Annotated in this window: 21 protein-coding genes and 1 other annotated feature; of the genes, 20 read left to right on the top strand and 1 reads right to left on the bottom strand. The window is 31.5% G+C overall.

Translation table 11 applies throughout. The annotated features are described in order from the left end of the window. Positions 1-314: 314 nt before the first annotated feature. Genes HMPREF3181_RS03875 through HMPREF3181_RS03865 form a run of 3 tightly spaced genes read left to right on the top strand, consistent with a single transcriptional unit; the run spans position 315 to position 3,506 of the window. Entirely contained in the window at positions 315-1,451 is a 1,137-nt protein-coding gene (locus tag HMPREF3181_RS03875) for a cysteine desulfurase family protein (protein ID WP_068473267.1), read from the top strand. Beyond that, complete coding sequence (gene thiI / locus HMPREF3181_RS03870; protein WP_068473264.1) at positions 1,451-2,623, top strand: tRNA uracil 4-sulfurtransferase ThiI; 1,173 nt, start codon at positions 1,451-1,453, stop codon at positions 2,621-2,623. Before HMPREF3181_RS03875 ends, thiI begins: the two co-directional genes overlap by 1 nt. Beyond that, complete coding sequence (locus tag HMPREF3181_RS03865) at positions 2,613-3,506, top strand: DMT family transporter (protein ID WP_068473261.1); 894 nt, start codon at positions 2,613-2,615, stop codon at positions 3,504-3,506. The genes thiI and HMPREF3181_RS03865 overlap by 11 nt, the downstream gene beginning before the upstream one ends. A gap of 153 nt (positions 3,507-3,659) precedes the next feature. Here the strand turns inward: HMPREF3181_RS03865 and brnQ are convergent, their stop codons facing one another. Beyond that, positions 3,660-4,991 carry a branched-chain amino acid transport system II carrier protein gene (gene brnQ, locus HMPREF3181_RS03860; protein ID WP_068473258.1) on the bottom strand — a complete coding sequence of 444 codons (1,332 nt, stop codon included), beginning with the start codon at positions 4,989-4,991 and terminating at the stop codon, positions 3,660-3,662. A gap of 84 nt (positions 4,992-5,075) precedes the next feature. Next, positions 5,076-5,302, bottom strand: a binding site (T-box leader). Between the two features lie 190 nt (positions 5,303-5,492). Between brnQ and HMPREF3181_RS03855 the strand changes: the two genes are divergently transcribed. From HMPREF3181_RS03855 to glpK, 17 genes are all read left to right on the top strand, one after another. Beyond that, positions 5,493-6,179, top strand: a complete 687-nt coding sequence (locus HMPREF3181_RS03855; protein WP_068473256.1) for a Crp/Fnr family transcriptional regulator — start codon at positions 5,493-5,495, stop codon at positions 6,177-6,179. A 238-nt stretch (positions 6,180-6,417) separates the two neighbouring features. Next, complete coding sequence (gene modA / locus HMPREF3181_RS03850) at positions 6,418-7,251, top strand: molybdate ABC transporter substrate-binding protein (RefSeq protein ID WP_068473253.1); 834 nt, start codon at positions 6,418-6,420, stop codon at positions 7,249-7,251. 46 nt (positions 7,252-7,297) lie between these two features. Beyond that, entirely contained in the window at positions 7,298-7,960 is a 663-nt protein-coding gene (gene modB / locus HMPREF3181_RS03845) for a molybdate ABC transporter permease subunit (protein ID WP_068473250.1), read from the top strand. Between the two features lie 19 nt (positions 7,961-7,979). Continuing rightward, positions 7,980-9,023 (top strand): sulfate/molybdate ABC transporter ATP-binding protein, encoded by a 1,044-nt coding sequence (locus HMPREF3181_RS03840; protein WP_068473248.1) that lies wholly within the window; start codon positions 7,980-7,982, stop codon positions 9,021-9,023. Between the two features lie 22 nt (positions 9,024-9,045). After that, a complete protein-coding gene (moaA, locus tag HMPREF3181_RS03835; protein ID WP_068473245.1) occupies positions 9,046-9,987 on the top strand; it encodes a GTP 3',8-cyclase MoaA in 942 nt (313 codons plus the stop codon). A gap of 1 nt (position 9,988) precedes the next feature. Continuing rightward, positions 9,989-10,492: a cyclic pyranopterin monophosphate synthase MoaC gene (gene moaC, locus HMPREF3181_RS03830; protein ID WP_068473243.1), complete on the top strand. Its 504-nt coding sequence runs from the start codon at positions 9,989-9,991 to the stop codon at positions 10,490-10,492. Further along, positions 10,473-10,910, top strand: a complete 438-nt coding sequence (locus HMPREF3181_RS03825) for an MOSC domain-containing protein (RefSeq protein ID WP_068473240.1) — start codon at positions 10,473-10,475, stop codon at positions 10,908-10,910. The genes moaC and HMPREF3181_RS03825 overlap by 20 nt, the downstream gene beginning before the upstream one ends. Positions 10,911-11,446: 536 nt before the next feature. Further along, a complete protein-coding gene (locus HMPREF3181_RS03820) occupies positions 11,447-12,451 on the top strand; it encodes an ABC transporter ATP-binding protein (protein ID WP_068473236.1) in 1,005 nt (334 codons plus the stop codon). Continuing rightward, positions 12,451-13,386: an ATP-binding cassette domain-containing protein gene (locus HMPREF3181_RS03815; protein ID WP_068473234.1), complete on the top strand. Its 936-nt coding sequence runs from the start codon at positions 12,451-12,453 to the stop codon at positions 13,384-13,386. The genes HMPREF3181_RS03820 and HMPREF3181_RS03815 overlap by 1 nt, the downstream gene beginning before the upstream one ends. A gap of 1 nt (position 13,387) precedes the next feature. Next, complete coding sequence (gene opp4B / locus HMPREF3181_RS03810; protein ID WP_068473231.1) at positions 13,388-14,344, top strand: oligopeptide ABC transporter permease; 957 nt, start codon at positions 13,388-13,390, stop codon at positions 14,342-14,344. 16 nt (positions 14,345-14,360) lie between these two features. Then, positions 14,361-15,275: an ABC transporter permease gene (locus HMPREF3181_RS03805; RefSeq protein WP_068473228.1), complete on the top strand. Its 915-nt coding sequence runs from the start codon at positions 14,361-14,363 to the stop codon at positions 15,273-15,275. Between the two features lie 578 nt (positions 15,276-15,853). Next, positions 15,854-17,620: an oligopeptide ABC transporter substrate-binding protein gene (locus tag HMPREF3181_RS03800; protein WP_068473225.1), complete on the top strand. Its 1,767-nt coding sequence runs from the start codon at positions 15,854-15,856 to the stop codon at positions 17,618-17,620. Positions 17,621-18,162: 542 nt separating this feature from the next. After that, positions 18,163-19,950, top strand: a complete 1,788-nt coding sequence (locus HMPREF3181_RS03795) for an oligopeptide ABC transporter substrate-binding protein (RefSeq protein WP_068473222.1) — start codon at positions 18,163-18,165, stop codon at positions 19,948-19,950. Positions 19,951-20,260: 310 nt separating this feature from the next. After that, positions 20,261-20,947, top strand: a complete 687-nt coding sequence (locus HMPREF3181_RS03790) for a 5'-methylthioadenosine/adenosylhomocysteine nucleosidase (RefSeq protein ID WP_082713897.1) — start codon at positions 20,261-20,263, stop codon at positions 20,945-20,947. A 2-nt stretch (positions 20,948-20,949) separates the two neighbouring features. After that, on the top strand, positions 20,950-21,801 hold the full coding sequence (locus tag HMPREF3181_RS03785) for an ATP-binding cassette domain-containing protein (protein ID WP_068473220.1): 852 nt from the start codon (positions 20,950-20,952) through the stop codon (positions 21,799-21,801). A 1-nt stretch (position 21,802) separates the two neighbouring features. Further along, entirely contained in the window at positions 21,803-22,462 is a 660-nt protein-coding gene (locus HMPREF3181_RS03780; RefSeq protein WP_068473217.1) for a hypothetical protein, read from the top strand. A gap of 8 nt (positions 22,463-22,470) precedes the next feature. Continuing rightward, positions 22,471-23,961 carry a glycerol kinase GlpK gene (glpK, locus tag HMPREF3181_RS03775; RefSeq protein WP_068473214.1) on the top strand — a complete coding sequence of 497 codons (1,491 nt, stop codon included), beginning with the start codon at positions 22,471-22,473 and terminating at the stop codon, positions 23,959-23,961. Positions 23,962-24,198 lie beyond the last annotated feature (237 nt).

Genomic DNA, 24,198 nt, shown 5'->3' with positions numbered 1-24,198 from the left:
AAAAATCAACGGGTTTCCGTTGATTTTTTTGTTGGGGAATGTATAATTTAAATAATTTGATGTATCTACGATATATTCACTTATTCTTGTAAACAAATAAGTTAGGGCTAGATTGACTAACGCTCGGGATGAGGTAGTGAGGGGTTTTAAATGTTAAGATACTATGACGTGAAAAATTTTCGTACTGGTCATAATGAGTAATTGTGTAAGCATACATCGAAAAAAAGTACAAATTAAAATCTTGTAACTCATTGCTTATTTTACGGATTTATATTACAATAATATAAGAAAAAGTATGTTTTTAAGGAGTTTATATGATTTATTTAGATAATGCGGCGACTACGGTTGTTCGTGATGAAGTTATAGATATTATGGTTAAGTATTTGAAAGAGTCCTTTGGGAATCCGTCATCTCTTTATGATTTCGGTTATTCTGTTTCGAGGGATATAAATTCTTGTAGGGAAGTAATTGCGAAGTACATAAATGCAAAGAGCGAGGAAATTTTTTTCAATTCTTGTGCGACTGAGGGGAATAATACTGCGATTTTCGGCTCGATTTCAAGTGCAAAGGGAAAGAATATTGTTTCAACGGATATTGAACATTCTTCTGTTTACAATGTGTTTAAGTCTTTAAAAGAGAAAAAAGAGATTAGGAGCTTAAAGCTTGATGATAGGGGCTATATCGATATTCAAAGTGTAAAAAATCTTGTTGACGAGAATACAGAAATTGTTTCAATCGCTTATGTTCATAATGAACTTGGGGTTATTCAAGATGTTGAAGGCATTGGAAAGGCGATTAAGGAAAAAAATAAGAAATGTATTTTTCATGTCGATTCTGCTCAGGCCTTTGGTAAGGTTAATATTGATGTTAGAAAATCAAAGATTGATATTTTAACTTTGAGTGGGCATAAGATTCATGCTCAAAAGGGAATTGGTGCAATTTTTGTAAATAAAAATATAAATTTAAGACCTTTTGTTTTGGGTGGAGGTCAAGAAAAGGACTTTCGCTCAGGTACTGAAAATGTAGCGGGTATAATGGGTTTAAAGGTTGCGACTGAATTTATGTATGAAAATCTTGAAAAAAGAAAAGAATATTTGCATCATCTAAGAGAGCTTTTAATAGGGGGTATTTCAGAAATCGAAAATCACAAATTTTTGACTAATGAAAATGGCGTTCCAAATATTGTAACGGTAGCTTTTGAAAATATTAGAAGTGAGGTGCTTTTACATTTCTTGGAAAGCGAAAAGATTTATATTTCAACAGGCTCTGCTTGTAGCAAGGGTAAAAAGAGTAGAACTTTTGATGGTATAAAACTTCAAGATAAGTACAGCGATGGTGTAGTTAGAATTTCAATGTCTGAGTTCAATACGGAGGAAGAGATTAAAATTTTTATAGAAAAACTTAAAAAATATATTGATGAAATTAGAATGATTATGAGAAGGGGAAGATAATGGATTATTTAATTAGTGTTAGCTTTGGAGAATTGACTTTAAAGGGAGATAATAGAAAAGATTTTGAAAATAGAATTATAAGAAAGATTAAAAAGGCTATCTCAAATTTTGAAGTCGAAGAATTTTACAAGGAGCAAGGCAAGGTCTATATCAAGGCTGATAAAGAGCTTTTTGAGGAAATGATTGAGCAAATTAAAAAAGTTTTTGGGATTTTTTATATTTGTGAAGTTTTACGTTGTGAAAAAAATGTAGAGAGTATAAAAGAGGCGACAAAGACTTTAATAGGTGATTTGGAAATAAATGAGGAAAAAACTTTTAAGGTTTTCGTAAATAGAGTTGATAAGAAATTTACTCCAAAATCTCCGGAACTTTCAAGAGAACTTGGTGGTGTAATTCTTAAAAATTTTGGCAATCTTTTAAAGGTTGACGTTCATAATCCACAAATGCCTGTTTATGTTGACGTTAAGGAATATGCTTATGTCTATGTTAAGAGATATAGAGGTTTTGGTGGACTTCCAATCGGCTCAAGTGGTAGGGGACTTCTACTTCTTTCAGGAGGTATCGACAGTCCCGTTGCAGGTTTTGTTATGGGAAAAAGAGGTATGGAAATCGGCGCGATACACTTCCATTCTTATCCGTTCACAAGTGAAAGAGGCGAAGAAAAGGTTAAGGACCTTGCAAAAATTCTTTCAAATTATGTTGGGAAATTTTCAATGACAAGCATAAATCTTTTACCTATTCAAAAAGAGATTGCAAGTAAATGTCCTGAAAAGGAAATTACAATTTTAGGTAGAATTTTTATGATGAAGATAGCTGAAAAACTTGCGATAAAACAAAATTATCACGCTTTGATTACAGGAGAAAGTCTTGGACAGGTTGCAAGTCAAACTATTCAAGGAATTACAGTTGTGGATAAATCTACTGAAATATCAATTTTAAGACCTTTAATTGCAATGGATAAAACTGAAATCATTGATATTGCAAGAACGATAGACACTTACGAAACAAGCATCTTGCCTTTTGAGGATTGCTGTACTGTGTTTTTACCAAAACATCCGGTAACAAAACCAAAGATTGAAGATATAAATAACAGTTTATCTCTTTTAGAAGTTGATAAACTTATTGATGAAGCATTGGCAAATAAGAAAGTGTATGAAATAAATGAACAATAATACGAAAGGTTTTTTATATACGATTTTAGGGGCGATTTGTTGGGGATTTTCTGGATTTTGTGGAGATTATTTGTTTTCTGTTAAAAAAATTTCTCCACTTTGGGTTGCTCCGGTAAGACTTTTAACGGCATCTGTGATTTTATTTGTAATTTCACTTTTTGTCGTCGGTAAAAAAACTTTTGAGCCTTTAAAAGATAAAAAAGACATTTTACGACTTATAAATTTTGGAATATCAGGGCTTGTCGGAGCCCAATTTACTTATCTTATGGCAATTTCCTATTCAAATGCAGGAACTGCAACAGTTTTGCAATATTTGGGAGTGTCTTATTTGGTTATCTATGTTTGTATAAGAAATTTAAGACTTCCAAGCAAGGTTGAAAGTATTTCCCTAGTTTTTGCATTAATCGGAACGTTTTTAGTTGCAACACATGGGAATATCAACAGTCTTTCCATAAATCTGAATGCTTTGTTTTGGGGACTTCTTGGAGGAGTTGGACTTGTAACTTACAGCTTAACACCGGTTGTGCTACTAAAAAAACATAATTGCTTTTCTGTTTTAAGTTATGCAATGTTTTTTGGTGGAGTTTTTTTGAGTTTGATTTTAAGACCGTGGAATATTGCTGTTGAATTGGATTTTTTAACAATAATGGCATTTTTAGGACTTGTGGTAATTGGAACGGTAATTTCATTTTTCCTTTATATGAGCGGAGTTAATCTCATAGGCCCGATAAATGCAAGTCTTTTAAATACCTGCGAGCCGTTGTCTGCAATTTTATTTAGCGTGGTGCTTTTGAATTTAAAATTACAATTAATCGACTTTGTCGGCTTTGCATTTATAATATCAACAGTTTTCATCTTGAAATTAGGAATGAGAGGAAAGTAATAGGAAATCTAGTGAATAATTTAATTTTATACTCAAAAAGGGGTCTTTTCGACCCCTTTTGTAATATATTTTTCTACCGAAAGTTTTAGTAAATTCGGTTATTTTTAAAATATCTTCCATAAAAACTTTCTTTTTATTTGAATAGTAATTCATTTATTCAAAAACTTTATCACTTTTGCTTTCCAAAACTTTTGAACTAAGTCCTATAAACCAGGCAATCATCATCGGGATAACCCAGCCAAGACTTAAGCTGTAAAGAGGAAGTCTTGAAACTATATTTGTAATAATAGGTAGGTTTATATTTACGCTTTGCAGGGATTCTACAACGGCTATGAATGTTACGACATAACAGATTAGTCTGTATGTGAATTTGTTATATGAAAAATATTTTTCAGTAAGTCCAAGTACTATTAAAACTATTGAAACCGGATATATAGCTATTAAAACAGGAACGGACACTTTTAGGATAGTGTTAAGTCCGAAGTTTGCAACTAGAAAAGAAAGGAAAGTCCAAAAGATTATCCATTTATTATATGAAACTTTTTCCTTTGTTAAGCCCTCAAAATATTTACTTATACTTGTTATAAGTCCGATACAAGTTGTTAGACAGGCAAGAGTAAAGATGCTTGCAAGTAAAACTATACCAAATTTTCCAAATACATATTGAGAAACAGTTGTTAAGATTTCGGCGCCGTTTTTTGCATTTTTAGTCAAGCCCGAAGTTGTCATTCCAATGTATGCAAGCATTGCGTAGATTACAAAAAGGAAAGAGCCGGACACCAAACCAACCTTAACAGTATAACCTACAACTTTGTTTTCGTCATCAACTTGAAAAGATTTAATCGCAAGAGAGATTACAAGACCGAAGTTTAACGCTGCGATTGTATCCATTGTATTGTAGCCTTCTAAAAATCCCTTAACAGTTGAAGAAGTTGCATAATCTCCAACAGGGCTTGTTACGGCATTCGGATTTTTAAAAAGTACGCCTAAAAACATTATAGTTATTAAAAGTAGAAGAGATGGTGTTAAAAATTTTCCCATTCTTGAAACTAATTTGCTTGGCTTTAAGCAAACCAAATAAGCGACAAAGAAGAATACAAAAGTGTAAATAAGTCTTGAAAAAGTAACAGATACATTTGTTGGTAAAAATGGAGCAACTGCCATTTCAAAAGGCAGACTTCCAGCTCTTGGGATACCAAGACCCGGCCCTATTGCCATATAAATCATTGTTGTAAAAATTATCGCAAAGTATTTGTCAACTTTTCCTGAAAGACCTGCAAGACCTTTAGTCTTTGCAACACATACAACACCCAAGATTGGAAATACAACGGCAGTTATACCGAAGAAAAGTAGGCTTTGAAAAGCAGAACTTCCTGCTTGCTTTCCAAGAAGAGGAGGGAAAATTAAATTTCCTGCTCCAAAAAATAAACCGAATAGCATTATTGCTACACTAAAAAATTGTTGTTTTGATAAATTGTTTTTCATAAAAACCTCCTGAATTTGAATTTGAATTTGAAATTGTATTGTTTGTTGTTTCTTCGCAATAAAAAAGTCCTTTGTTCTAATAGAACAAAGGACGAAATATTTTCCGCGGTACCACCTTATTTTTTCAAAAAATGAAACACTCAAACATCTAACAATGTCGGGTTTTTGTAACGCAAACCACTGCGGGATCCCTTACTTAATTCACGAATCCTTTAAAAAAGATGATTTTCAAAAATCTTCCGTATTAGTTCTCACCAAACACTAACTCTCTGAAACTTTCAATTTTCTACTCTTTCTTTCAAATTTATTATTATGTTAGATATTTTACCACCTAAAAAAATATTTGTCAATATATTTTTGTGATTTTCTTAAAAATAACTTAACAATATTACATTGATACTTTGGTTTAATTTTTATAAAGTGAAAATTTATGTTCATCTGTTGATTTTATTTGTATTTAATGATAAAATTATTGACACACAAAAGTTTTAGGAGGTTTAAATGAAGAAACAAGATGTAAATTTACAAAAGCTGAATATTTTTTCTGATTTATCTAATGAAGAAATTGATGAATTTAAAAAAGAACTTAATATATTAAAATATAAAAAGAATGCTTTTTTGTTTAAACCGGAAGATAAGGCTGAAACAATGTATATTATTGCAAGTGGGAAGATAAAAGTTTTTACTATAAGCAGTTCAGGCATTGAGCAAATGCTATATATTTATCAAAAAGATGACTTTATCGGCGGGCTTAATCTTTTAAAGAGGACAGCATATATTTACTACGGACAAGCCATTGAAGATACTTTGGTAATTTCACTTTCAAGGGAATGTTTTGACAAAATTATAAGTAAATATCCAAAGGTTACGATAAAAATTTTAGAGGAGTCATTTTTAAGAATACGTCATGCAGAGGATTTGGTAACAAGACTTATAGAAAATAGCGCAGAATTAAAAGTTGCCTCTCTATTGCTAAGCCTTGCAAGAAATTTTGGTGTAAAAAAAATTGACGGAATTTTACTTGAATTAAATATAAGTCGTGAAAATATGGGCTCATTTGCAGGACTAACAAGAGAAACCGTAACGAGAAAACTTGCAGAACTAAATGCAAATGGAGTTATCGAACTTATCGAAACGAAAAAAATACTAATAAAAGATGTAGATTACTTAAAGAATATAATAGGATAGAGATAATGGAAAATTATCTCTTTTTTTGTAAAAAAATGATAATAGTATTTCTGAAAGAAATAAAAATTAAGATTCTTATATGTATCGAATATACATAAAAAAATTTACTAATTGGTTTTTTTGCAAATCGTTAGATTTTTTTTAAGATAACTCAACCTTAGTTGTTGACTTATTTCTATTTAAGTGTTAGAATTTAATTGACTAATAAAAGTCAAATAAATTTTAAAAGGAGATTTATATGAAGGGATTTTTAAAAAAATTTTTAGTTCTGGCTTTGGCAGTTGGAATGTTAGGAGCTTGTTCTCCAAAACAAGCAGAGCCTAAGAAAGACACAAAGGTTGAAAAAAAAGAAGGCACTGAAAAGAAAAAAATTACAGTTTTTGCTGCAGCTTCAATGACTGAAACAATGGAACAAATCAAAAAAGTATATGAAGAAAAACATAAGAATATTGAATTAGTTTATACTTTTGATTCTTCAGGTACATTAAAGAAACAAATTGAACAAGGTGCACAAGCTGATATTTTTATCTCAGCAGCTCAAAAACAAATGAATGCTTTAGATAAAACTAAAACAGCGGACGCGAAAGTTGTTATTGATGAGGCGAGTAGATTTAATCTTTTAGAAAATAAAGTTGTACTTGCTGTTGCTAAGGGAAATCCTGCAAAAGTTGAAAAATTTGAAGATTTAGCAAATGATAATATCACAAAAATTGCACTTGGAAACTCTGATGTTCCTGTTGGACAATATTCCGAAGAACTTTTGAAAAATTTAAACATTTGGGAAAAAATTCAACCAAAAGTTACTTTAGGTAGCAACGTAAAAGAAGTTACAACTTGGGTTAAAGAAGGTGTTGCAAGTTGTGGTATAGTTTATGCAACTGATGCTTATTCAGCAGGACTTGAAGTTGTTGCTACTGCAAAAGAAGGAATGATTAAGACTCCTGTTTTATATCCTGCAGCAGTTTTAAAAAATTCTAAGAATGCAAAAGAAGCTAAAGAATTTTTAGAATTCTTAAAAGGCAATGAATGTAAGGCAATTTTTGAAAAAGTTGGCTTTGCAATAGCAAAATAATTTAAAAAATATTTTTAAAAAATAGTAGTACGAAAGGGAAGTGTTTATGGATCTTTATCCTCTTTTAAATTCGCTGAGAATTGCATTAATATCTTCTGTGATAACTTTTTTTATCGGAATATTCTTGGCATATTATATTTCAAAACTTAATAGATTTGTAAGGGGAATTTTGGATGTTATCCTAACACTTCCTTTAGTATTACCACCGACGGTTATCGGCTTTTTCATTTTGAGATTATTATCTCCGAGAAGTGCAATCGGAAGTTTTTTCTTGGAAAAATTTTCAATAAGACTTGTTATGAACTGGTATTCTGCAATCTTTGCAACTGTAGTCGTAACTTTTCCTCTAATGTATAGAATAGCCAGAAGTTCTTTTCAAAATTTCGATATGAATTTAAAATATGTTGCTCAAACACTTGGAAAGAGTAATACTTGGATTTTTTGGAGAATTACTTTACCTAATTGTAAACAGGGTATTTTAGCGGGACTTGTTTTAAGTTTTGCAAGAGCCTTAGGAGAATATGGAGCGACAAGTATGGTTTCAGGCTACACTCCAAACGATACGGCAACAATTTCAACAACTGTTTATCAACTTTGGAGAACGGGAAATGACGCTTTGGCTTATAGATGGGTGCTTGTAAATGTTGTAATTTCATTTACAGTTCTTGTCGTTATAAATATGTTGGAAAAGAAAGCGGTTAAAGATTAAATAAAAATTGGAGTAATTTATGATTTATGTTGATATTGAAAAGAATTTTGGAAAATTTAATTTAAGAACGAAATTTGAATTTGACAATGAAATAATGGGACTTTTGGGAGCGTCAGGAAGTGGAAAAAGTCTTACTTTAAAATGTATTGCAGGAATTGAAAAACCCGATAAAGGAAGAATTATATTAAATGATAGAGTACTATTTGACTCTGAAAAAAAGATAAATATTTCTCCAAAGGATAGAAAAATAGGTTATTTATTTCAAGATTATGCCCTTTTTCCAAATATGAATGTATATGAAAATATTAAAGTGGGTATAAGAGAAAAAGAGAATTTTGATAAATTCATTATAGAAAAACTTGAAGAGATGAGGATTTCTCATTTAAAAGATAAAAAAATTTATGAAATTTCTGGTGGAGAAAAGCAAAGAGTTGCTCTTGCGAGATTACTTATAAATAAGCCGGAAATTATACTTTTAGATGAACCTTTTTCTGCCTTGGACGACTATTTGAAATGGAAAATAGAATTGGAAGTTGGGGAAGTTTTAAGAAAATACAATATTCCTACAATTTTAGTTTCACATAGTAGAGAAGAAGTCTATCGACTTTGTAAGGAAATCTGTGTAATGTCAAGTGGAAAAAGCGAAGAGCTTATGCAAAAAAAAGAGCTTTTTAAAAATCCAAAAACTTTTTCGTCCTGCCTTATTTCAGGTTGCAAAAACTTTTCCGAAATTGAAAAAATTTCAGAAAATAGACTTTTTGCAAAAGATTGGAATGTTGAACTTGAAACTAGCGATGCAATTTTAGAAAATCATAAACTTTTAGGAATTCGTGCTCACTTTATTGAATTTATAAAGTCAGATAAAAATTCATTTGAAGTTGAAGTTGATAAGGTTATTGAAGATGTATTTAATTATATAATCCTAGTTCGTAAAAAAGGTGCAAGAAAATCCATAAGGGTTGAAGTAACAAAGGATATTTGGAAAAAGGTTGAAAACGAAAAAAATCTTTTTATAACTTTAAAAAAAGAAGATTTAATTTTGCTAGAAGAGAAAAATAATTAAATAAATCGAGATAGGAGATTATATGAAAGATAGATTTGGAAGAAATATCACCTACCTTAGAATTTCAGTTACCGATTTATGTAATCTTAGATGTAAATACTGTATGCCCGAAAGTGGGGTTGAAAGTCTTTGTCATAGTGATATTCTATCCATTGAAGAAATTGTTGAAATAGTTAAAATCGCATCGAAAAACGGAATAAAAAAAATTAGGTTGACAGGCGGGGAACCTTTGGTTCGTCGCGGTTTTATTAATTTGTGTAAAGAAATTTCTAAAATTGATAAAATAGAAGATATTGCAATAACGACAAATGGAGTTCATCTAAAAGCTATGGCAGATGAACTTTTTGAAAATAAGGTTAGAAGAATAAATTTTAGTCTTGACACTTTGGTAAAAGAGAAGTACAATGATATAACCAGAAGAAATGATTTTGACAAAGCTATGGAGAGTCTTTTTTATGCGATTGAAAAAGGTTTTAAGGTAAAGCTTAATGTCGTTCTAATCGGTGGCTTTAATGATGATGAGATAGAAAATTTTGTGAATTTAACCAAAGATTATGATATAGAAGTGCGTTTTATCGAGCTTATGCAAATAGGTGAAAGTGCAAATTGGAGTAAGGATAAATTCATTTCAAACAAGATTGTTTTAGATAAAATTCCTGATTTGGAGTTTGAAGGAGTGTCAGGCGTTGCAAAAATTTATAAAATAAAAGGCTATAAGGGGAAAGTCGGTCTTATAAGTCCAATAAGTTGCTCTTTTTGTGAAGATTGCAATCGTATAAGACTTACAAGCGACGGGAAACTAAAGCCTTGCCTACATTCAAGAGATGAAATAAATCTTAAAGGGCTTAGTGGCAAAGAATTAGAAGAAATTTTTAAAAAAGGAATTTATGAAAAACCTGAAAAACATCATCTTGAAGACGGAAAAAGTGAAAGTACAAGAGATATGAACAAAATCGGAGGTTAAAATGGAAGAAAAAGTTTTAACTCATATTAATGAGCAAGGTCGTGCAAAAATGGTCGATGTTGGCGAAAAGGAAAAGACTAAAAGAATTGCCAAGGCATTTGGGAAAGTTAGATTAAATGAAGAAACTTTTAATATCGTTGTAAACAAAAAGGCGAAAAAGGGTGATGTTCTAGCCGTTGCACAAGTTGCTGGAATTATGGGAGCAAAAAAAACTTCCGATATTATTCCAATGTGCCACCCGATAAACTTGGTCGGGGTCGATATTGAATTTAATATGAATTACGAAAAGTTTGAGATAGAAATCATTGCGACTACAAAATGTGTAGGAGAAACAGGGGTTGAAATGGAGGCTTTGTCTGCCGTTTCGATTACAGCTTTGACGATATATGATATGTGTAAGGCTGTTCAAAGAGATATTGAAATAACGGATATAAAACTGTTGGAAAAATCCGGTGGTAAAAGCGGAGATTTTATAAGGGGGAAAGATGAAAGTTTTAGCAGTTAGTATAAGTGAAAAAAAGGGAACAAAAAAACATCCCGTAGAGTACATAAATTTAATAGAAGATTACGGAATTGAGGGCGACGCTCATGCAGGAAAATGGCATAGACAAGTAAGTTTGCTTGGAGTTGAAAGTATGGAAGAAATGAAAAAGAAACTTCCCGAACTATCAGCAGGAGATTTTGCAGAAAATATTTTAACCGAAGGAATTGTTTTGTATAAATTACCGATAGGAACGATTTTAAAAATTGGCGAATGTACTCTTGAAGTTACACAAATAGGAAAGGAATGTCATCTAGGCTGTGAAATTAGACATTTGGTTGGCGACTGCGTAATGCCGAGAGAGGGAATTTTTACAAAAGTAATCAAAGGTGGGAAAATAAAAGCAGAAGATGAAATTGAAATCGTAGAAGGAACTGTTTAGACAGTTCTTTTTTGTATAGATAAATTAAGATGAACTAAATTTTAAAATAAAAAAATTTTTATAATCTTCTTTGTTTAAATTTTTTCAATTTGTAATTTTATTCAAAAAAATTTTTACATTGCACCAAGATAAACTGCTGAAAGTTGCTTGTTAGTTAGATAAATTGATATTAGAAATGAATTTTTTTCTAAAAATCAAGGGCGAAAATGAATAAATATACAAATGGAAAAGTATGTATTATTTTGAACAATAAACTTTAAAAATGTTTTCAAGGCACTTGATTATTCTTCATAAATATTGTATAATTATAACTAAATTTATAACATAAATCCATTCATTGATAAAAAACGATTTATTTTTTTATCTTTTAAAGAAATTTATTTCTATTTTTATGCTAAAATTTTTATCTTTTAAATTTTAGTTCAGTTTTTATTTCTTTTAACTTTAGCTTGTTACGTAAATGTAGTAATGCTTTGAATGTATTTATGATTTTATAGAGAATAATACTAAAACACAAGTTTAGGGGGAGAGTATCAATGGATGAAAAAGAATTACTTTTGGAAGTAAAGAACTTACATACAAGTTTTAGAATCCGTGATGAATATTTTGACGCAGTAGATGGCGTTGATATGAAATTATTCTCTGATGAAGTACTAGCGATAGTAGGGGAAAGTGGTTGTGGTAAATCAACTTTAGCTACTACTATTATGGGTTTACATAATCCGAACTTCACTCGTTCAACAGGCGAGATTATTTTTGAAGGAAAGAATTTAGTAGGTTTGTCAGAAAAAGAATTTAATGAAATTAGAGGAGAAGGTATTGGAATGATTTTCCAAGATCCACTTTCATCTTTAAATCCTTTACAAAGAATCGGAAAACAAATCGAGGAAGGTTTGATTTATCATACAAAAATGAATGCTGAAGAGAGAAAAGCTAGAGTTTTAGAATTGATTGAACAAGTAGGTATTCCTAATCCGCCTCGTGTTGCTAGACAATATCCACATGAATTATCAGGTGGTATGAGACAAAGGGTTATCATCGCTATTGCACTTGCTTGTAAGCCAAAGATTATTATAGCTGATGAACCTACAACTGCACTTGACGTAACAATTCAAGCACAAATACTAGACCTTTTGGTTTCTATTCAAAAGGAAATTAATGCTGGAATTATTTTGATTACTCACGATTTGGGTGTTGTTGCTCAACTTGCAGATAGAGTTTGTGTAATGTATGCAGGACAAATTGTTGAACAGGCACCTGTTTTAGAGCTATTTACAAATCCAAAGCACCCATACACAAGAAGTTTATTAAACAGTATTCCTCAAATGGATGCAGATGATGAAGATTTATATGTTATACAGGGAATGGTTCCTTCACTTAAAAATTTACCAAGACAAGGTTGTAGATTTAAAGCTAGAATCCCTTGGATAAAAGATGAAGAACACGAAGAAAATCCGACAATGCACGAAGTTGCACCGGGACATTTTGTAAGATGTACTTGTTACAAAAATTTTCATTTTAATGAAAAGGGGGATAATTAATGAGCTTTTTAGAAATTAAAAACCTAAAAGTTCACTACCCAATCAGGGGAGGTTTTTTCAATAAGATTATAGACTATGTTTATGCTGTTGACGGTGTTGATATGTTTATCGAAAAGGGAAAAACTTATGGACTTATAGGAGAAAGTGGTAGTGGTAAAAGTACTATCGGTAAATCTATAATCGGTCTTGAAAAGATTACAAGTGGAGAAATTATTTTTGACGGAAAACACCTTACTAAAAGAATGGTAAGAAAAGATAAAGAATTTACAAGAGATGTTCAAATGATTTTCCAAGATAACATGGCGAGCTTAGACCCTAAGAAAAGAGTTATAGACATCATTGGAGAACCTTTAAGAAACTTTGAAAAGATGACTGTAACTGAAGAAAGAAAGAGAATTTTAGAACTTTTAGATATAGTTGGTATGCCGGAAGATGCTTTGTATAAATATTCATTCGAGTTTTCCGGTGGACAAAGACAAAGAATAGGTGTTGCCAGAGCTATAAGTTTAAATCCTAGACTTATCATCGCTGACGAACCCGTTTCAGCACTTGACCTTTCAGTTCAAGCGCAAGTATTGAACTTTATGAAAAAGATTCAAAAGGATTTAGGTTTATCTTACCTTTTCATTTCTCACGACCTTGGGGTTGTAAAACATATGTGTGATTATATCAACATTATGTACAGAGGAAGACTTGTTGAAAGAGGAACAAAGGAAGATATCTACAAAAATCCACAACATATCTACACTAAGAGATTAATCGCTGCAATCCCTGGAACTGACCCAAGAGTTAAAGACGAATTAATCGCTAACAGAATAAAAGTAGAAGAAGAATATAAAGCTTTAGAAAAAGAGTATTATGATGAAAATGGTAAAGTATTCGACTTAATTAAACTTTCAGATACTCACTATGTAGCAAAAAAGGAGGTAAAATAATATGTGGAAAACCGTATTAAGAAGATTCCTTCTAATGATACCTCAATTAGTAATATTAAGTATTTTAGTGTTTATTTTAGCTAAATTAATGCCAGGAGATCCATTCACAGGAATGATTACTCCGACAACTGACCCTAAACAAATAGAAGCATTAAGAATAAAATATGGTTTCTATGACCCATGGTACCAACAATATTGGAGATGGATTACAAATATGTTCCATGGAGATTTCGGTACAAGCTATACATTTAAAATGTCTGTATCAGCTCTTTTAGGACAAAGAATCGGAAATACTTTCTGGTTAGCATTACTTTGTTTGATATTTATGTACACATTAGCATTACCACTAGGTATTTTATCAGGTAGATATAGTGGTTCAAAATTTGATAAAGCAGTTACATTCTACAACTTTGTAACCTATGCGATTCCTGGATTCATTTTCTATTTGTTAATGATTCTGTTATTTGCATATACATTGCATTGGTTCCCAGCATCAGGTTCAGTTGACCCGGGATTATCAGGTTTTTCTTATGTATTAAATAGATTACATCATATGTTGTTACCTGCAATTTGTTACGCTTTAATTGCTACAACAGGAACTGTTCAATATTTAAGAAATGAAATTATAGATGCAAAGAGTTCTGACTATGTAAGAACTGCAAGAAGTAAAGGTGTACCTATCGATAAAGTGTATTCACATCATATCTTTAGAAATTCACTTTTACCAATCGCTGCATTCTTCGGTTTTCAAATAACTGGTTTGATTTCAGGTTCTGTATTTATGGAAACAATATTCGGTTATCCTGGAATGGGTAAATTATTCATCGAAGCTGTACTATCAAGAGATTACTCAGTATTAACAGCATTGATTATGATTTTTGGATTTTTAACTTTACTAGGAAGTTTGTTATCAGACATCATTATGAGTATAGTTGACCCAAGAATAAGAATAGAATAATAAGGGGAGTGATAAAATGAGTAAAGAAAAAGAAATGAAAAAAGATGCTTCCCTAGATAAGAAAAATGTTACACCTAGTGCATTTAAAGTAATTGTTAGGGAATTTAGAAAAGATAAATTAGCAACATTTTCACTTGGAGTGTTCATATTAATACTATTAACAGTATTTATCGGAAGTTTGTTCTTCAACTTAGAAGATGTTATGAGAGTAAACCTTATGGACTCATTCTTAAGACCTGGAGAAGAAGGATACTTCTTAGGAACCGACCAAGCAGGACGTCCACTTTTAGGACAACTTTTCATCGGAACTAGAAACTCAATCATCATCGGTTCATCAGTAACTTTCTTAACAACAGTTACAGGTATAATTGTTGGTTTGATTATCGGATTCTACGGTGGTATTGTAGATAATATCATAATGAGAATTATAGACTTTATCCAAGTATTACCGGTTCTTATGATTATCATCGTATTCGTAACATTAGTTCCATCATACAATATGGTTACATTTGTATTCATCATGAGTGTATTCTATTGGTGTGGTATTGCCAGACTTGTTAGGTCAAAAGCCCTTTCAGAAGGAAGACGTGACTATATAAGCGCATCAAAAACAATGGGAACACCATCATGGAAAATAATGGTTGGAGGAATATTACCAAATATCAGCTCAATCCTAATCATTGACGCAATCTTAGGATTAGCAGGAAATATGGGTATTGAAATTGGACTTACATTCCTTGGATTCGGTTTGCCACCTGGAACACCATCACTTGGAACTCTTATTAATAAGGCGCTAGACCCTACAATATTAAGAGATAGAATGTATATCTGGTTCCCTGCATCAATGTTAGTACTCGTACTAATGCTTTCAATCAACTATGCTGGACAAGCATTAAGAAGAGCATCAGATGCAAAACAAAGATTAGGTTAGAAATAAAGATAATAAAAAGTTTAAAAAGTCGTTGTTTCCAACGACTTTTTTGTTGCATTTTTAAGTTATGCTTAGATACATTCCATTACCTTTGTATAAATGACAGAAAGGTAAATGAAATCCCTACTACGCAGTGAACACATAATTTAAGATAAAAATTGATGATAGAACACAACTAGGGTAAAAATCCAAAAGATTTGTTGCCTTACAATTAAATCGGAATTATACTTGTCCAAAAAGTTGTATCACTTAAACATGAATTTATACCTAACTTCAACCTCAAAAACCTTACTAAAGTTCTAAAAACCACAACATTAACAAATATTTGTTCTAATTTATTCCATAGATAAAAGAAAAGTTAAAAAAATTTACAATTTTTTTCAAAAAGGTATTGCAAAAAATATTTATTTGTAGTATAATATGATAAAGTTAAATAGAAGAAATACAAAAGAAGTGTAAAATACTTCTTAATTTTATATCTTCTATAAAACACGATAAAGTGAGATGTTGATAACGCATTTTACCGATTTCTGCATATCACGATGAAATTGTGTTAATACATAAAGGGGGATTAAGATATGAAAAAATTATCTAAAGTCGTTGCTTTGGCCTTGGCAACAACATTTTTATTTACTGCTTGTGGTAGTAAAACTGGAGAAAAGAAGAAAGAAGAGAAAAAAGTTGGTGTTCAAGACCAATTAGTTATTGAAAATGAAGGAACACCTGTTAAAGATGCAACTCTTAAGATTGCATACATAAGTGATTCACCATTTACCGGAATTTTCCATCAAGCATTTGCCAGTGGTAATCCCGATATGGAAATTTTAACTTATTCTACAAATGGAGCTTTCGCTGTTGATGAAAACTATAAATTAATAAACGGTGGTGGAGCCAATATTGAATTTTTACCAAAAGAAAGAAAAGCAATCGTAACTATTCATGAAAAATATACTTGGAATGACGGTACTCCTGTAACGTCAGCAGACTTTTTAGAATATTATAAAATTCTAGCTGATAAAGATTATACAGGCGTTCGTTTTGACGATGATATGCAAAATCTTGAAGGTATCGTTGAATATCACGACGGAAAAGCAAAAGAAATTTCAGGTTTTAAAACTATAAGTGATAAGAAATTTGAACTTACATTCAAAGTTTTTAACCCTAGTATCCTTTGGGGTGGTGGAATTCCACCTGAACCTGTTCCAAGTCATAAGTTAAAAGACATTCCTGTTAAGAAACAAGAGGAACATGACATTACTAGAAAGAATCCTCTTTCTCCTGGACCATACTACATTAAAGAAGTAGTTCCGGGACAACAAGTTGTTTTTGAGGCTAACCCTCATTACTATAAAGGTGCTCCAAAGGTTAAAACTGTTGTTTGGAAGATTGTTCCATCAGCTCAAATCGTTGCAGCTTTACAATCAGGTGAATATGATTTAACTGTTGGTTTAAATTCCGACCTTTACAGCAAAGTTAAAGAGTTAAAGAATGTTAAAATCGGTGTTAAAGATGAGTTATCTTACACTTATATAGGATTTAAATTAGGTAAATGGGATAAAGAAAAAGAAGAAGTTGTAACAGACCCTAATGCTAAAATGGCAGATGTTAAATTACGTCAAGCTATGGCTTATGCTATTGACAATGACGCTGTTGGTGAAAAATTCTACCAAGGTTTAAGAAGAAATGCAACACAACTTATGATTCCTGAATTTAAAGAATTCTATGATGAGTCTTTAAAAGGATATACTTGTGATATGGAAAAAGCTAAAAAACTTCTTGATGAAGCAGGATACAAAGATACTAATGGTGATGGAATAAGAGAAGATAAAAATGGCAAACCATTTAAGATTAAATTCGCTTCAATGTCTGGTGGTGCTATCGCTGAACCTATAGCTCAATACTATATCCAACAATGGAAACAAATTGGTTTAGATGTTGAACTTACTACCGGAAGACTTATAGAATTTAACTCATTCTATGAAAAAGTTAAAGCTGATGACCCTGAAATAGATATTTACCAAGCAGCTTGGGGAACCGGCTCAAACCCTAACCCAACAGGTCTTTATGGAAGAAAAGCTCAATTTAACTACCCAAGATTTGCAACTCCTGAATTAGATAAAATCTTAGATAAGATTAATTCTTTTGAGGCAGTTGATAAAGATTACAGATCAAAAGCATACAAAGAATTTGCAAATTATATGTTTGAAAATGTACCGGTAGTACCTACATTATTCAGAAAAGGTATCGTTGCTGTAAATAACAGAGTTAAGAAATGGGATACAACTCCTGGTAAGAATTTTGGCTTATTCGATGTTGAATTAACTAAAGACGCACCTGTTAAATAGATAAAATAAGGCCAAAAGGAACCACGAAAGTGGTTTCTTTTTTTGTGGAAAATTGGCTAAACTTAAGGAGAGTATATCAGCTAAATAACCTATTTTTTACATTAGAAAAATATTTTCCGAACTTAAACTTTTTAAAATCATATATGATAACTCTAATCAGTTATAAATGTTAAAAAAATGTAATGATTATAAAAAATAAAGAAATTTTATTTTTGTAAAAAATTGACAAAAACACAAACATTTGTAACGTTGAAATTAAGCCATTATTATTATTAAATTTTTGCACTTAAAATAGAAATCTAAATGATTAAGTTAAGTGATAATACAGTAGTCAAATTTAAAATATTGATTAAATTTTATTTTTTTCGGGAAAAGCCTTTTATTTTAATTTTTTATATGCTATAATATTTGATGTAAAGATAAGATATGTTTATTAGATGTTGATTTTAGCTCATCTAATGTGTATATATGATTTTTTGTATTATACAACTTAGAAAACGATTTATCTTGAAAATATTTATTTTTCTCAAGGAGGAATGATGATGAAAAAAGCATCAAAATTAACAGCTTTAGCCTTAGCTAGTTTAATGATACTTTCAGGTTGTGGAGCTAAAGGCGGAAAAAAAGAAGAAAAGAAAGCTGAAGGATTTAAACCAAATCCGGTTGTTGAAAACGAAGGAAAAAATATTGAAAATGGTACTTTAAAGGTTGGTATCATTGGAGAATCACCTTTCAAAGGCGTATTTAATGAGGCTTATGCTCAAGACGGTTTTGATATGGGTATTATGCAATGGATAGGTCAATCAGGATTCTTCGATTCAGACCCTGACTTCAAAAATGGAGATACTGGACAAGGTAAGTTTGAATTCAAACCAGAAGAAAAGAAAGCAATTCTTACAATTCATGAAAAAGCGACTTGGAGTGACGGAGTTCCTGTTACTGCAAAGGACTTTTTAAGATATTACTTAATCATTGGTCATAAAGACTATACAGGTATTCGTTTCGGTTCTGACTACTTAAATGTTGTTGGTATGAAAGAATATCATGAAGGAAAAGCTAAAGATGTTTCAGGTGTTAAAGTTCTTGATGACAAACACTTAGAAATCAACTTTATTGAATTTGACCATTCAATATATTGGGGTAAAGGAATACCTTTTAACCCAGTTCCAGATCATATTTACAAAGATATTCCTGTTAAAGAACAAGAAGCTCATGACGCTACAAGAAAGAATCCTTTATCATGTGGTGCTTATGTAATTAAAGAAATCGTACCTGGACAACAAGTTATAGCTGAAGCTAATCCACATTATGCATTTGGAAAGCCAAAAACTCCAAAAATTCAAATTAAATTAGTTCCATCAGCTCAAGTAGTTGCTGCAACAAAATCCGGTGAATATGATATTATCGATTCATTCGGTTCAGATTTATATGAAAAATTCAAATCATTAAAGAATGGTAAAGTTGTTACTAACTATGCAGGTGGATATGGATACATTTCATTCAAATTAGGTAAATGGGACAAAGAAAAGAACGAAGTTGTAACAGATCCTAATGCTAAAATGGCTGATAAGAACTTAAGAAAAGCAATGGCAATGGCTGTTGATAGAGATACTGTAAATAAGAAATTACTTAACAATTTAAGTAATCCTCTATACCAAATCATTCCACCATACTTTGCTACAATTTATGATAAAGACTTCAAAGGTATCCCTTATGATTTAGAAGGAGCTAAAAAACTTCTTGATGAGTCAGGATACAAAGATACAAATGGGGACGGAATAAGAGAAGATAAAAATGGTAAACCATTAAAGATTAAATTTGCTGCAATGCAAGCTGGAGCAACTCAAGAACCAACTGTTACTTTCTTTATACAACAATGGAAATCAATCGGTTTAGACGTTGAACTTACAACAGGAAGATTAATCGAATTTAACTCATTCTATGATAAGCTTATGGCTGATGACCCGGAAATCGATATGTACATGGCTGCTTGGAATACAGGTACTAACCCTGACCCTTCAGGATTCTATGGAAAACATGAAAATTTCAATATGATGAGATTTACTTCTCCTGAAATGGATAAATTGTTAAAAGATGTTGTTACTTTAGACAATGTTGATCCTAAGGTTAGATTAGACCATTACAAAGCAATTAGCAAGTATTTAGTTGCTGACGAAGCTATCGTAATTCCAACTTTCTCTAACACTACAAAAGCATTTGTAAACAACAGAGTTAAAAAGTATGATATCTCATTACCAGAAAAAGATAAAGCGCCATTTAGAAATTCTGATATTGAATTAACTAAAGACGCTCCAGAAGTGGATAAATAGAAAATAAAATTTTAAAAGTGCAGATTATTCTGCACTTTTTTTGTGGAAAAGTAGCTGAAGTTGGGGACTTTGCTTTGCTATATGCTATGAGGTGAAAATTTAGATACCCAATTTCTACAAAAAAATCAAAAAAGCCTAAAAAATCAATGTATATCCCTTTTTTATAGACTTCAACTGTGATATAATTAAAATAGGATTATGAAATAATCCTATTTTAATTTCATCATAGTTTACTTTGAATTAATTGTATAAAAGAAAATTGTGATATAATTAAAATAAGATTAATAAGATAAGAATACAAGGAGGAAATATGATAGGGATTATAAGTGCTCTTAATGAGGAGTTAATGGAAATTATAGATAAAATCGAAACTAAGAAGGTGGTTAAAGGTTTTACTTTTTATCTTGCAAATATTTATGATAAGGACGTTGTTCTTGGTATTTGTGGTGTTGGTAAGGTAAATTCTGCGATGTACACTCAAAGTATGATAGATAATTTTTCTCCTGATACGATTATAAATATAGGAGTTGCCGGTTCTACTGATGATGCTGTAAAGATTGGTGACTTGGTTATAGGGACTGAATATTTTTACCACGATTTTGACTGTACCGAGGCAGGCTACACTATGGGACAAATTCCTGCTCTTAGGGATGTTAAATTCATTGCAGATAAAAGGCTTGTTGACCTTTCTTATGAAAAGGCTAAAAAGGTTTTGTCTGAGGACAAGATTTTTAAAGGGATTATAGCGACAGGAGATGTCTTTGTTGCTAAAAAAGAAATAAAGGATAGAATTAAAAAGAGCTTTAACTCACTTTGTTGTGAAATGGAAAGTTGTTCAATCGTGCATACTTGCCATTTGAATAATGTTAAGTATTTGGCTTTGCGTTCTATTTCCGACAATGCAAATGAGGAGGCAGACTGCGATTTTGAAACTTTTGTTGCAGAGTCAAGTAAGGTGGTTAAAAGTATTATTTTAGACATTATAAAGGAAATATAGCTATGATTGAAATTAAAAACTTAAAAAAGAATTATGGTAAATTTGTTGCTATTGAGGATTTTAATTTACAGATTGAAGAGGGGAAGGCTTACGGCGTTTTAGGTAGGATTAATTCCGGTGGAACTACGATTTTCAATCTTTTATGTAATTATACTTTAAAAGATGATGGAACTATTTTAATCGATGAGAAAGAGCCTGAAGATGCTCGTGATTTGATCTATATGTGTCCTAAAATGGAGTTTTATAGTGGATACACCCTAAGACAGGTTTTGAATTTTATTGCCGATTTTAATGATGAATTTGATTTGGCTTATGCTTTGGAGCTTTGTGATTCTTTTAAGCTGGAGCTGGATAAGAAATTTAAGGCTGAGGAAAATGTTCAAAATTGTACGATTTTTAAAACTATCGTTACGATTTGTATGAAAAAGAAATATTTGCTTTTCAATAAGCCTGAAATCGGACTTTCAAGTCTTGATATTAGAAAACTTAGCGATATTCTTATGGGGAATATTAAGAGAAATGGCTACACTCCAATAATTCATAGCAAAAATGTAAATTATTTCTTCGACTATCTTGACTATATAATTATAATAAAGGATAAAAAGGTTGTGCTTTTTGAAAGTCGTGAAAGGCTTGAAAAGATGGTTTATTCGATTTCCGGCTCTCTTGACCTCATAAGTACAGCTGTTAAGGATAAAAATGTCTTGGCGATTAGAACTCTCAAAAACTTTTCTAAACTCAAAATTGCATACATTTTAGCAAAAGATGAGGACGAACTTAGAGCACATGGTAGTAGGACTGTATCTTTAAAAGAGATTTACGAGGCCATTACTATGGTTGAAGGAGGTCATTAGTATGAAAAAAGGACTTTCACTTTCTTTAAAATTACTATTTAAAACTTTTTTAATGGGGATTTTAGTTTCTGTTTTGTTTGAATTGGTATTTTTAAAATTTACTAAATTTTTAAATATAGATGTTAATTTTGATGTGGAAATTTTTTGGATGATACTTGTTGCAAGCTTTTTGACTTATATCTTCTCGAAGAAAAATATAGTCAATCACTTATTTATAAATGGTTGTAGCAGAAAAAGGATAAGTACTATCAGGATTTTAAGTTGTATAATTTACGATGTTTTGTTCTTTTTGCTTTTTATTTTGTATGAAATTTTTTATGGAGATTTGATTTCTAACATTACAGATACCGGCACTATTATTCATTTGGCTGTTGTGTATTTTTCTATAAATTTTGTATCAGAAATATCTACATTTTTGAATTTGATTTACAAAAGTATCTCTATAAAAAAGGGAAAAGGCATAAATAAAACTTTTTATAGATACATTTACTCTTTTATTTTTATCGCCTTGGCCTATTCATATAGATTTATTTATCCAATTATTCAAAAGTACTATAATGATATAGTGTCAATTGTGATTTTAGTTGTTGTTTTTGTGTTACAAGTTTTACTTGCTTATATTAATAAAAGAATAATTTTGAAGGTTGATATAAGAGCTTAGGAGGATTTATGGACGGATATATATTAGCGCTTGACCAAGGAACGACAAGCTCAAGAGCGATTTTGTTTGACAATTTAGGAAATATCAAAGGCGTTTCACAAAAGGAATTTAGACAAATTTTTCCAAAAGCCGGCTGGGTTGAACACGATGCAATGGATATTTGGGCGACACAATCGGGAGTTTGTAGGGAAGTTTTGGAAAAAAACTTTATAAGACCGACAGAAGTTCGTGCGATTGGGATAACAAACCAAAGAGAAACGACGATTGTTTGGGAAAAAGAAACCGGAAAGCCTGTATATAATGCGATTGTTTGGCAATGTAGAAGAACTGCCGAGATTTGCGAAGATTTGAGAGAAAAGGGATATGAAGATTTAATTTTTGAAAAAACCGGATTAAAACTTGATGCCTATTTTTCGGCTACAAAAATAAAATGGATTCTTGACAATGTAGAGGGAGCAAGAGAAAGGGCCAAAAGAGGAGAACTTCTTTTTGGTACAGTTGATACTTGGATAGTTTGGAACTTGACAAGAGGTAAGGTGCATATAACCGACTTTTCCAATGCCTCAAGAACTATGCTTTTTAATATAAATACATTGCAATGGGACGATGAAATCTTGGAGATTTTAAATATACCAAAAGCGATGTTACCCGAAGTTAAAAATTCAAGTGAAGTTTACGGACATACAGATGAATACACATTTGGAGGGGCAAAAATTCCTATTGCATCTGTAATTGGCGACCAACAATCTGCATTGTTCGGACAAGCGTGTTTTGAAAAAGCTGAGGCGAAGATAACATACGGAACAGGAGCGTTTCTTTTGATGAATATAGGAAAAGAAGTGATGAAGTCAAAAAAAGGACTTTTAACGACAGTTGCTTGGGGATTGAACGGAGAAGTAACATATGCCTTAGAGGGAAGCATATTCATCGCAGGAGCAGGGATTCAATGGTTAAGAGATGAACTTAGATTGCTTTACGATGCAAGTCTATCTGAACAATATGCAAACTTAGTTGACGATACTGAAGGAGTTTACATAGTTCCGGCATTTACCGGACTTGGAGCTCCATATTGGGATATGAACGCCAAAGGAGCGATGTTCGGACTTACAAGGGGAACGAAAAGAGAGCATATTATTCGTGCCACTTTGGAATCAATAGCCTACCAATGCGTTGACGTCTTTAATTGCATTGAAGAAGATACAAATATAAAGATACAAAATTTGAAAGTTGATGGTGGAGCAAGTGCCAACGGATTTTTATTACAATTTCAATCCGATATGTTGAACACGGAAGTTATAAGACCGAAAGTTTTGGAAACAACTGCAATGGGCTGTGCATTCCTTGCAGGACTTGCAGTCGGCTTTTGGGAAAGTACGGATGAAATAAAGAAAATTTGGGAACTTGATAGAAAATTTGAACCGAAAATGAATGAAACGGTTAGAGATGAAAAATTGAAAGGCTGGCATAAAGCTGTATCAAGAACATTAAATTGGGATTAAAATGAACGAGATGTAAATCATCTCGTTTTTTAGTTGATGTTTATGGTATTGGTTTCTTTAACTTTAGCCACAAACAAAACAGAGAACCCTAGAACCTTGTTATTTAATAAAAAAATTTAATAAAAAGCATAAAAAAATTAATAAAGGATAAAAAATATGCCAAAAGAGCATTGACGGAAGGAGTAAAGGTTGATATAATATTAAGGCACTTGAGGGGAGGCCTTTGAGAGTTATAGA

This window comes from Parvimonas sp. KA00067 (assembly GCF_001553085.1).
GTDB lineage: Bacteria > Bacillota > Clostridia > Tissierellales > Peptoniphilaceae > Parvimonas > Parvimonas parva.
Note: the sequence above shows the minus strand (reverse complement) of the source record. Positions and strands in the feature narration are given on the sequence as shown.

Excerpts from the sequence above, each read along its gene's own strand:
- HMPREF3181_RS03800 (WP_068473225.1), top strand. The coding sequence starts at position 15,854 with ATGAAAAAATTATCTAAAGTCGTTGCTTTGGCCTTGGCAACAACATTT.
- glpK (WP_068473214.1), top strand. The coding sequence starts at position 22,471 with ATGGACGGATATATATTAGCGCTTGACCAAGGAACGACAAGCTCAAGA.
- thiI (WP_068473264.1), top strand. The coding sequence starts at position 1,451 with ATGGATTATTTAATTAGTGTTAGCTTTGGAGAATTGACTTTAAAGGGA.
- HMPREF3181_RS03825 (WP_068473240.1), top strand. The coding sequence starts at position 10,473 with ATGAAAGTTTTAGCAGTTAGTATAAGTGAAAAAAAGGGAACAAAAAAA.
- brnQ (WP_068473258.1), bottom strand. The coding sequence starts at position 4,991 with ATGAAAAACAATTTATCAAAACAACAATTTTTTAGTGTAGCAATAATG.
- moaA (WP_068473245.1), top strand. The coding sequence starts at position 9,046 with ATGAAAGATAGATTTGGAAGAAATATCACCTACCTTAGAATTTCAGTT.
- HMPREF3181_RS03815 (WP_068473234.1), top strand. The coding sequence starts at position 12,451 with ATGAGCTTTTTAGAAATTAAAAACCTAAAAGTTCACTACCCAATCAGG.
- HMPREF3181_RS03820 (WP_068473236.1), top strand. The coding sequence starts at position 11,447 with ATGGATGAAAAAGAATTACTTTTGGAAGTAAAGAACTTACATACAAGT.
- modA (WP_068473253.1), top strand. The coding sequence starts at position 6,418 with ATGAAGGGATTTTTAAAAAAATTTTTAGTTCTGGCTTTGGCAGTTGGA.
- opp4B (WP_068473231.1), top strand. The coding sequence starts at position 13,388 with ATGTGGAAAACCGTATTAAGAAGATTCCTTCTAATGATACCTCAATTA.
- moaC (WP_068473243.1), top strand. The coding sequence starts at position 9,989 with ATGGAAGAAAAAGTTTTAACTCATATTAATGAGCAAGGTCGTGCAAAA.
- HMPREF3181_RS03840 (WP_068473248.1), top strand. The coding sequence starts at position 7,980 with ATGATTTATGTTGATATTGAAAAGAATTTTGGAAAATTTAATTTAAGA.
- HMPREF3181_RS03805 (WP_068473228.1), top strand. The coding sequence starts at position 14,361 with ATGAGTAAAGAAAAAGAAATGAAAAAAGATGCTTCCCTAGATAAGAAA.
- HMPREF3181_RS03780 (WP_068473217.1), top strand. The coding sequence starts at position 21,803 with ATGAAAAAAGGACTTTCACTTTCTTTAAAATTACTATTTAAAACTTTT.
- HMPREF3181_RS03785 (WP_068473220.1), top strand. The coding sequence starts at position 20,950 with ATGATTGAAATTAAAAACTTAAAAAAGAATTATGGTAAATTTGTTGCT.
- HMPREF3181_RS03865 (WP_068473261.1), top strand. The coding sequence starts at position 2,613 with ATGAACAATAATACGAAAGGTTTTTTATATACGATTTTAGGGGCGATT.
- HMPREF3181_RS03875 (WP_068473267.1), top strand. The coding sequence starts at position 315 with ATGATTTATTTAGATAATGCGGCGACTACGGTTGTTCGTGATGAAGTT.
- modB (WP_068473250.1), top strand. The coding sequence starts at position 7,298 with ATGGATCTTTATCCTCTTTTAAATTCGCTGAGAATTGCATTAATATCT.
- HMPREF3181_RS03795 (WP_068473222.1), top strand. The coding sequence starts at position 18,163 with ATGAAAAAAGCATCAAAATTAACAGCTTTAGCCTTAGCTAGTTTAATG.
- HMPREF3181_RS03790 (WP_082713897.1), top strand. The coding sequence starts at position 20,261 with ATGATAGGGATTATAAGTGCTCTTAATGAGGAGTTAATGGAAATTATA.
- HMPREF3181_RS03855 (WP_068473256.1), top strand. The coding sequence starts at position 5,493 with ATGAAGAAACAAGATGTAAATTTACAAAAGCTGAATATTTTTTCTGAT.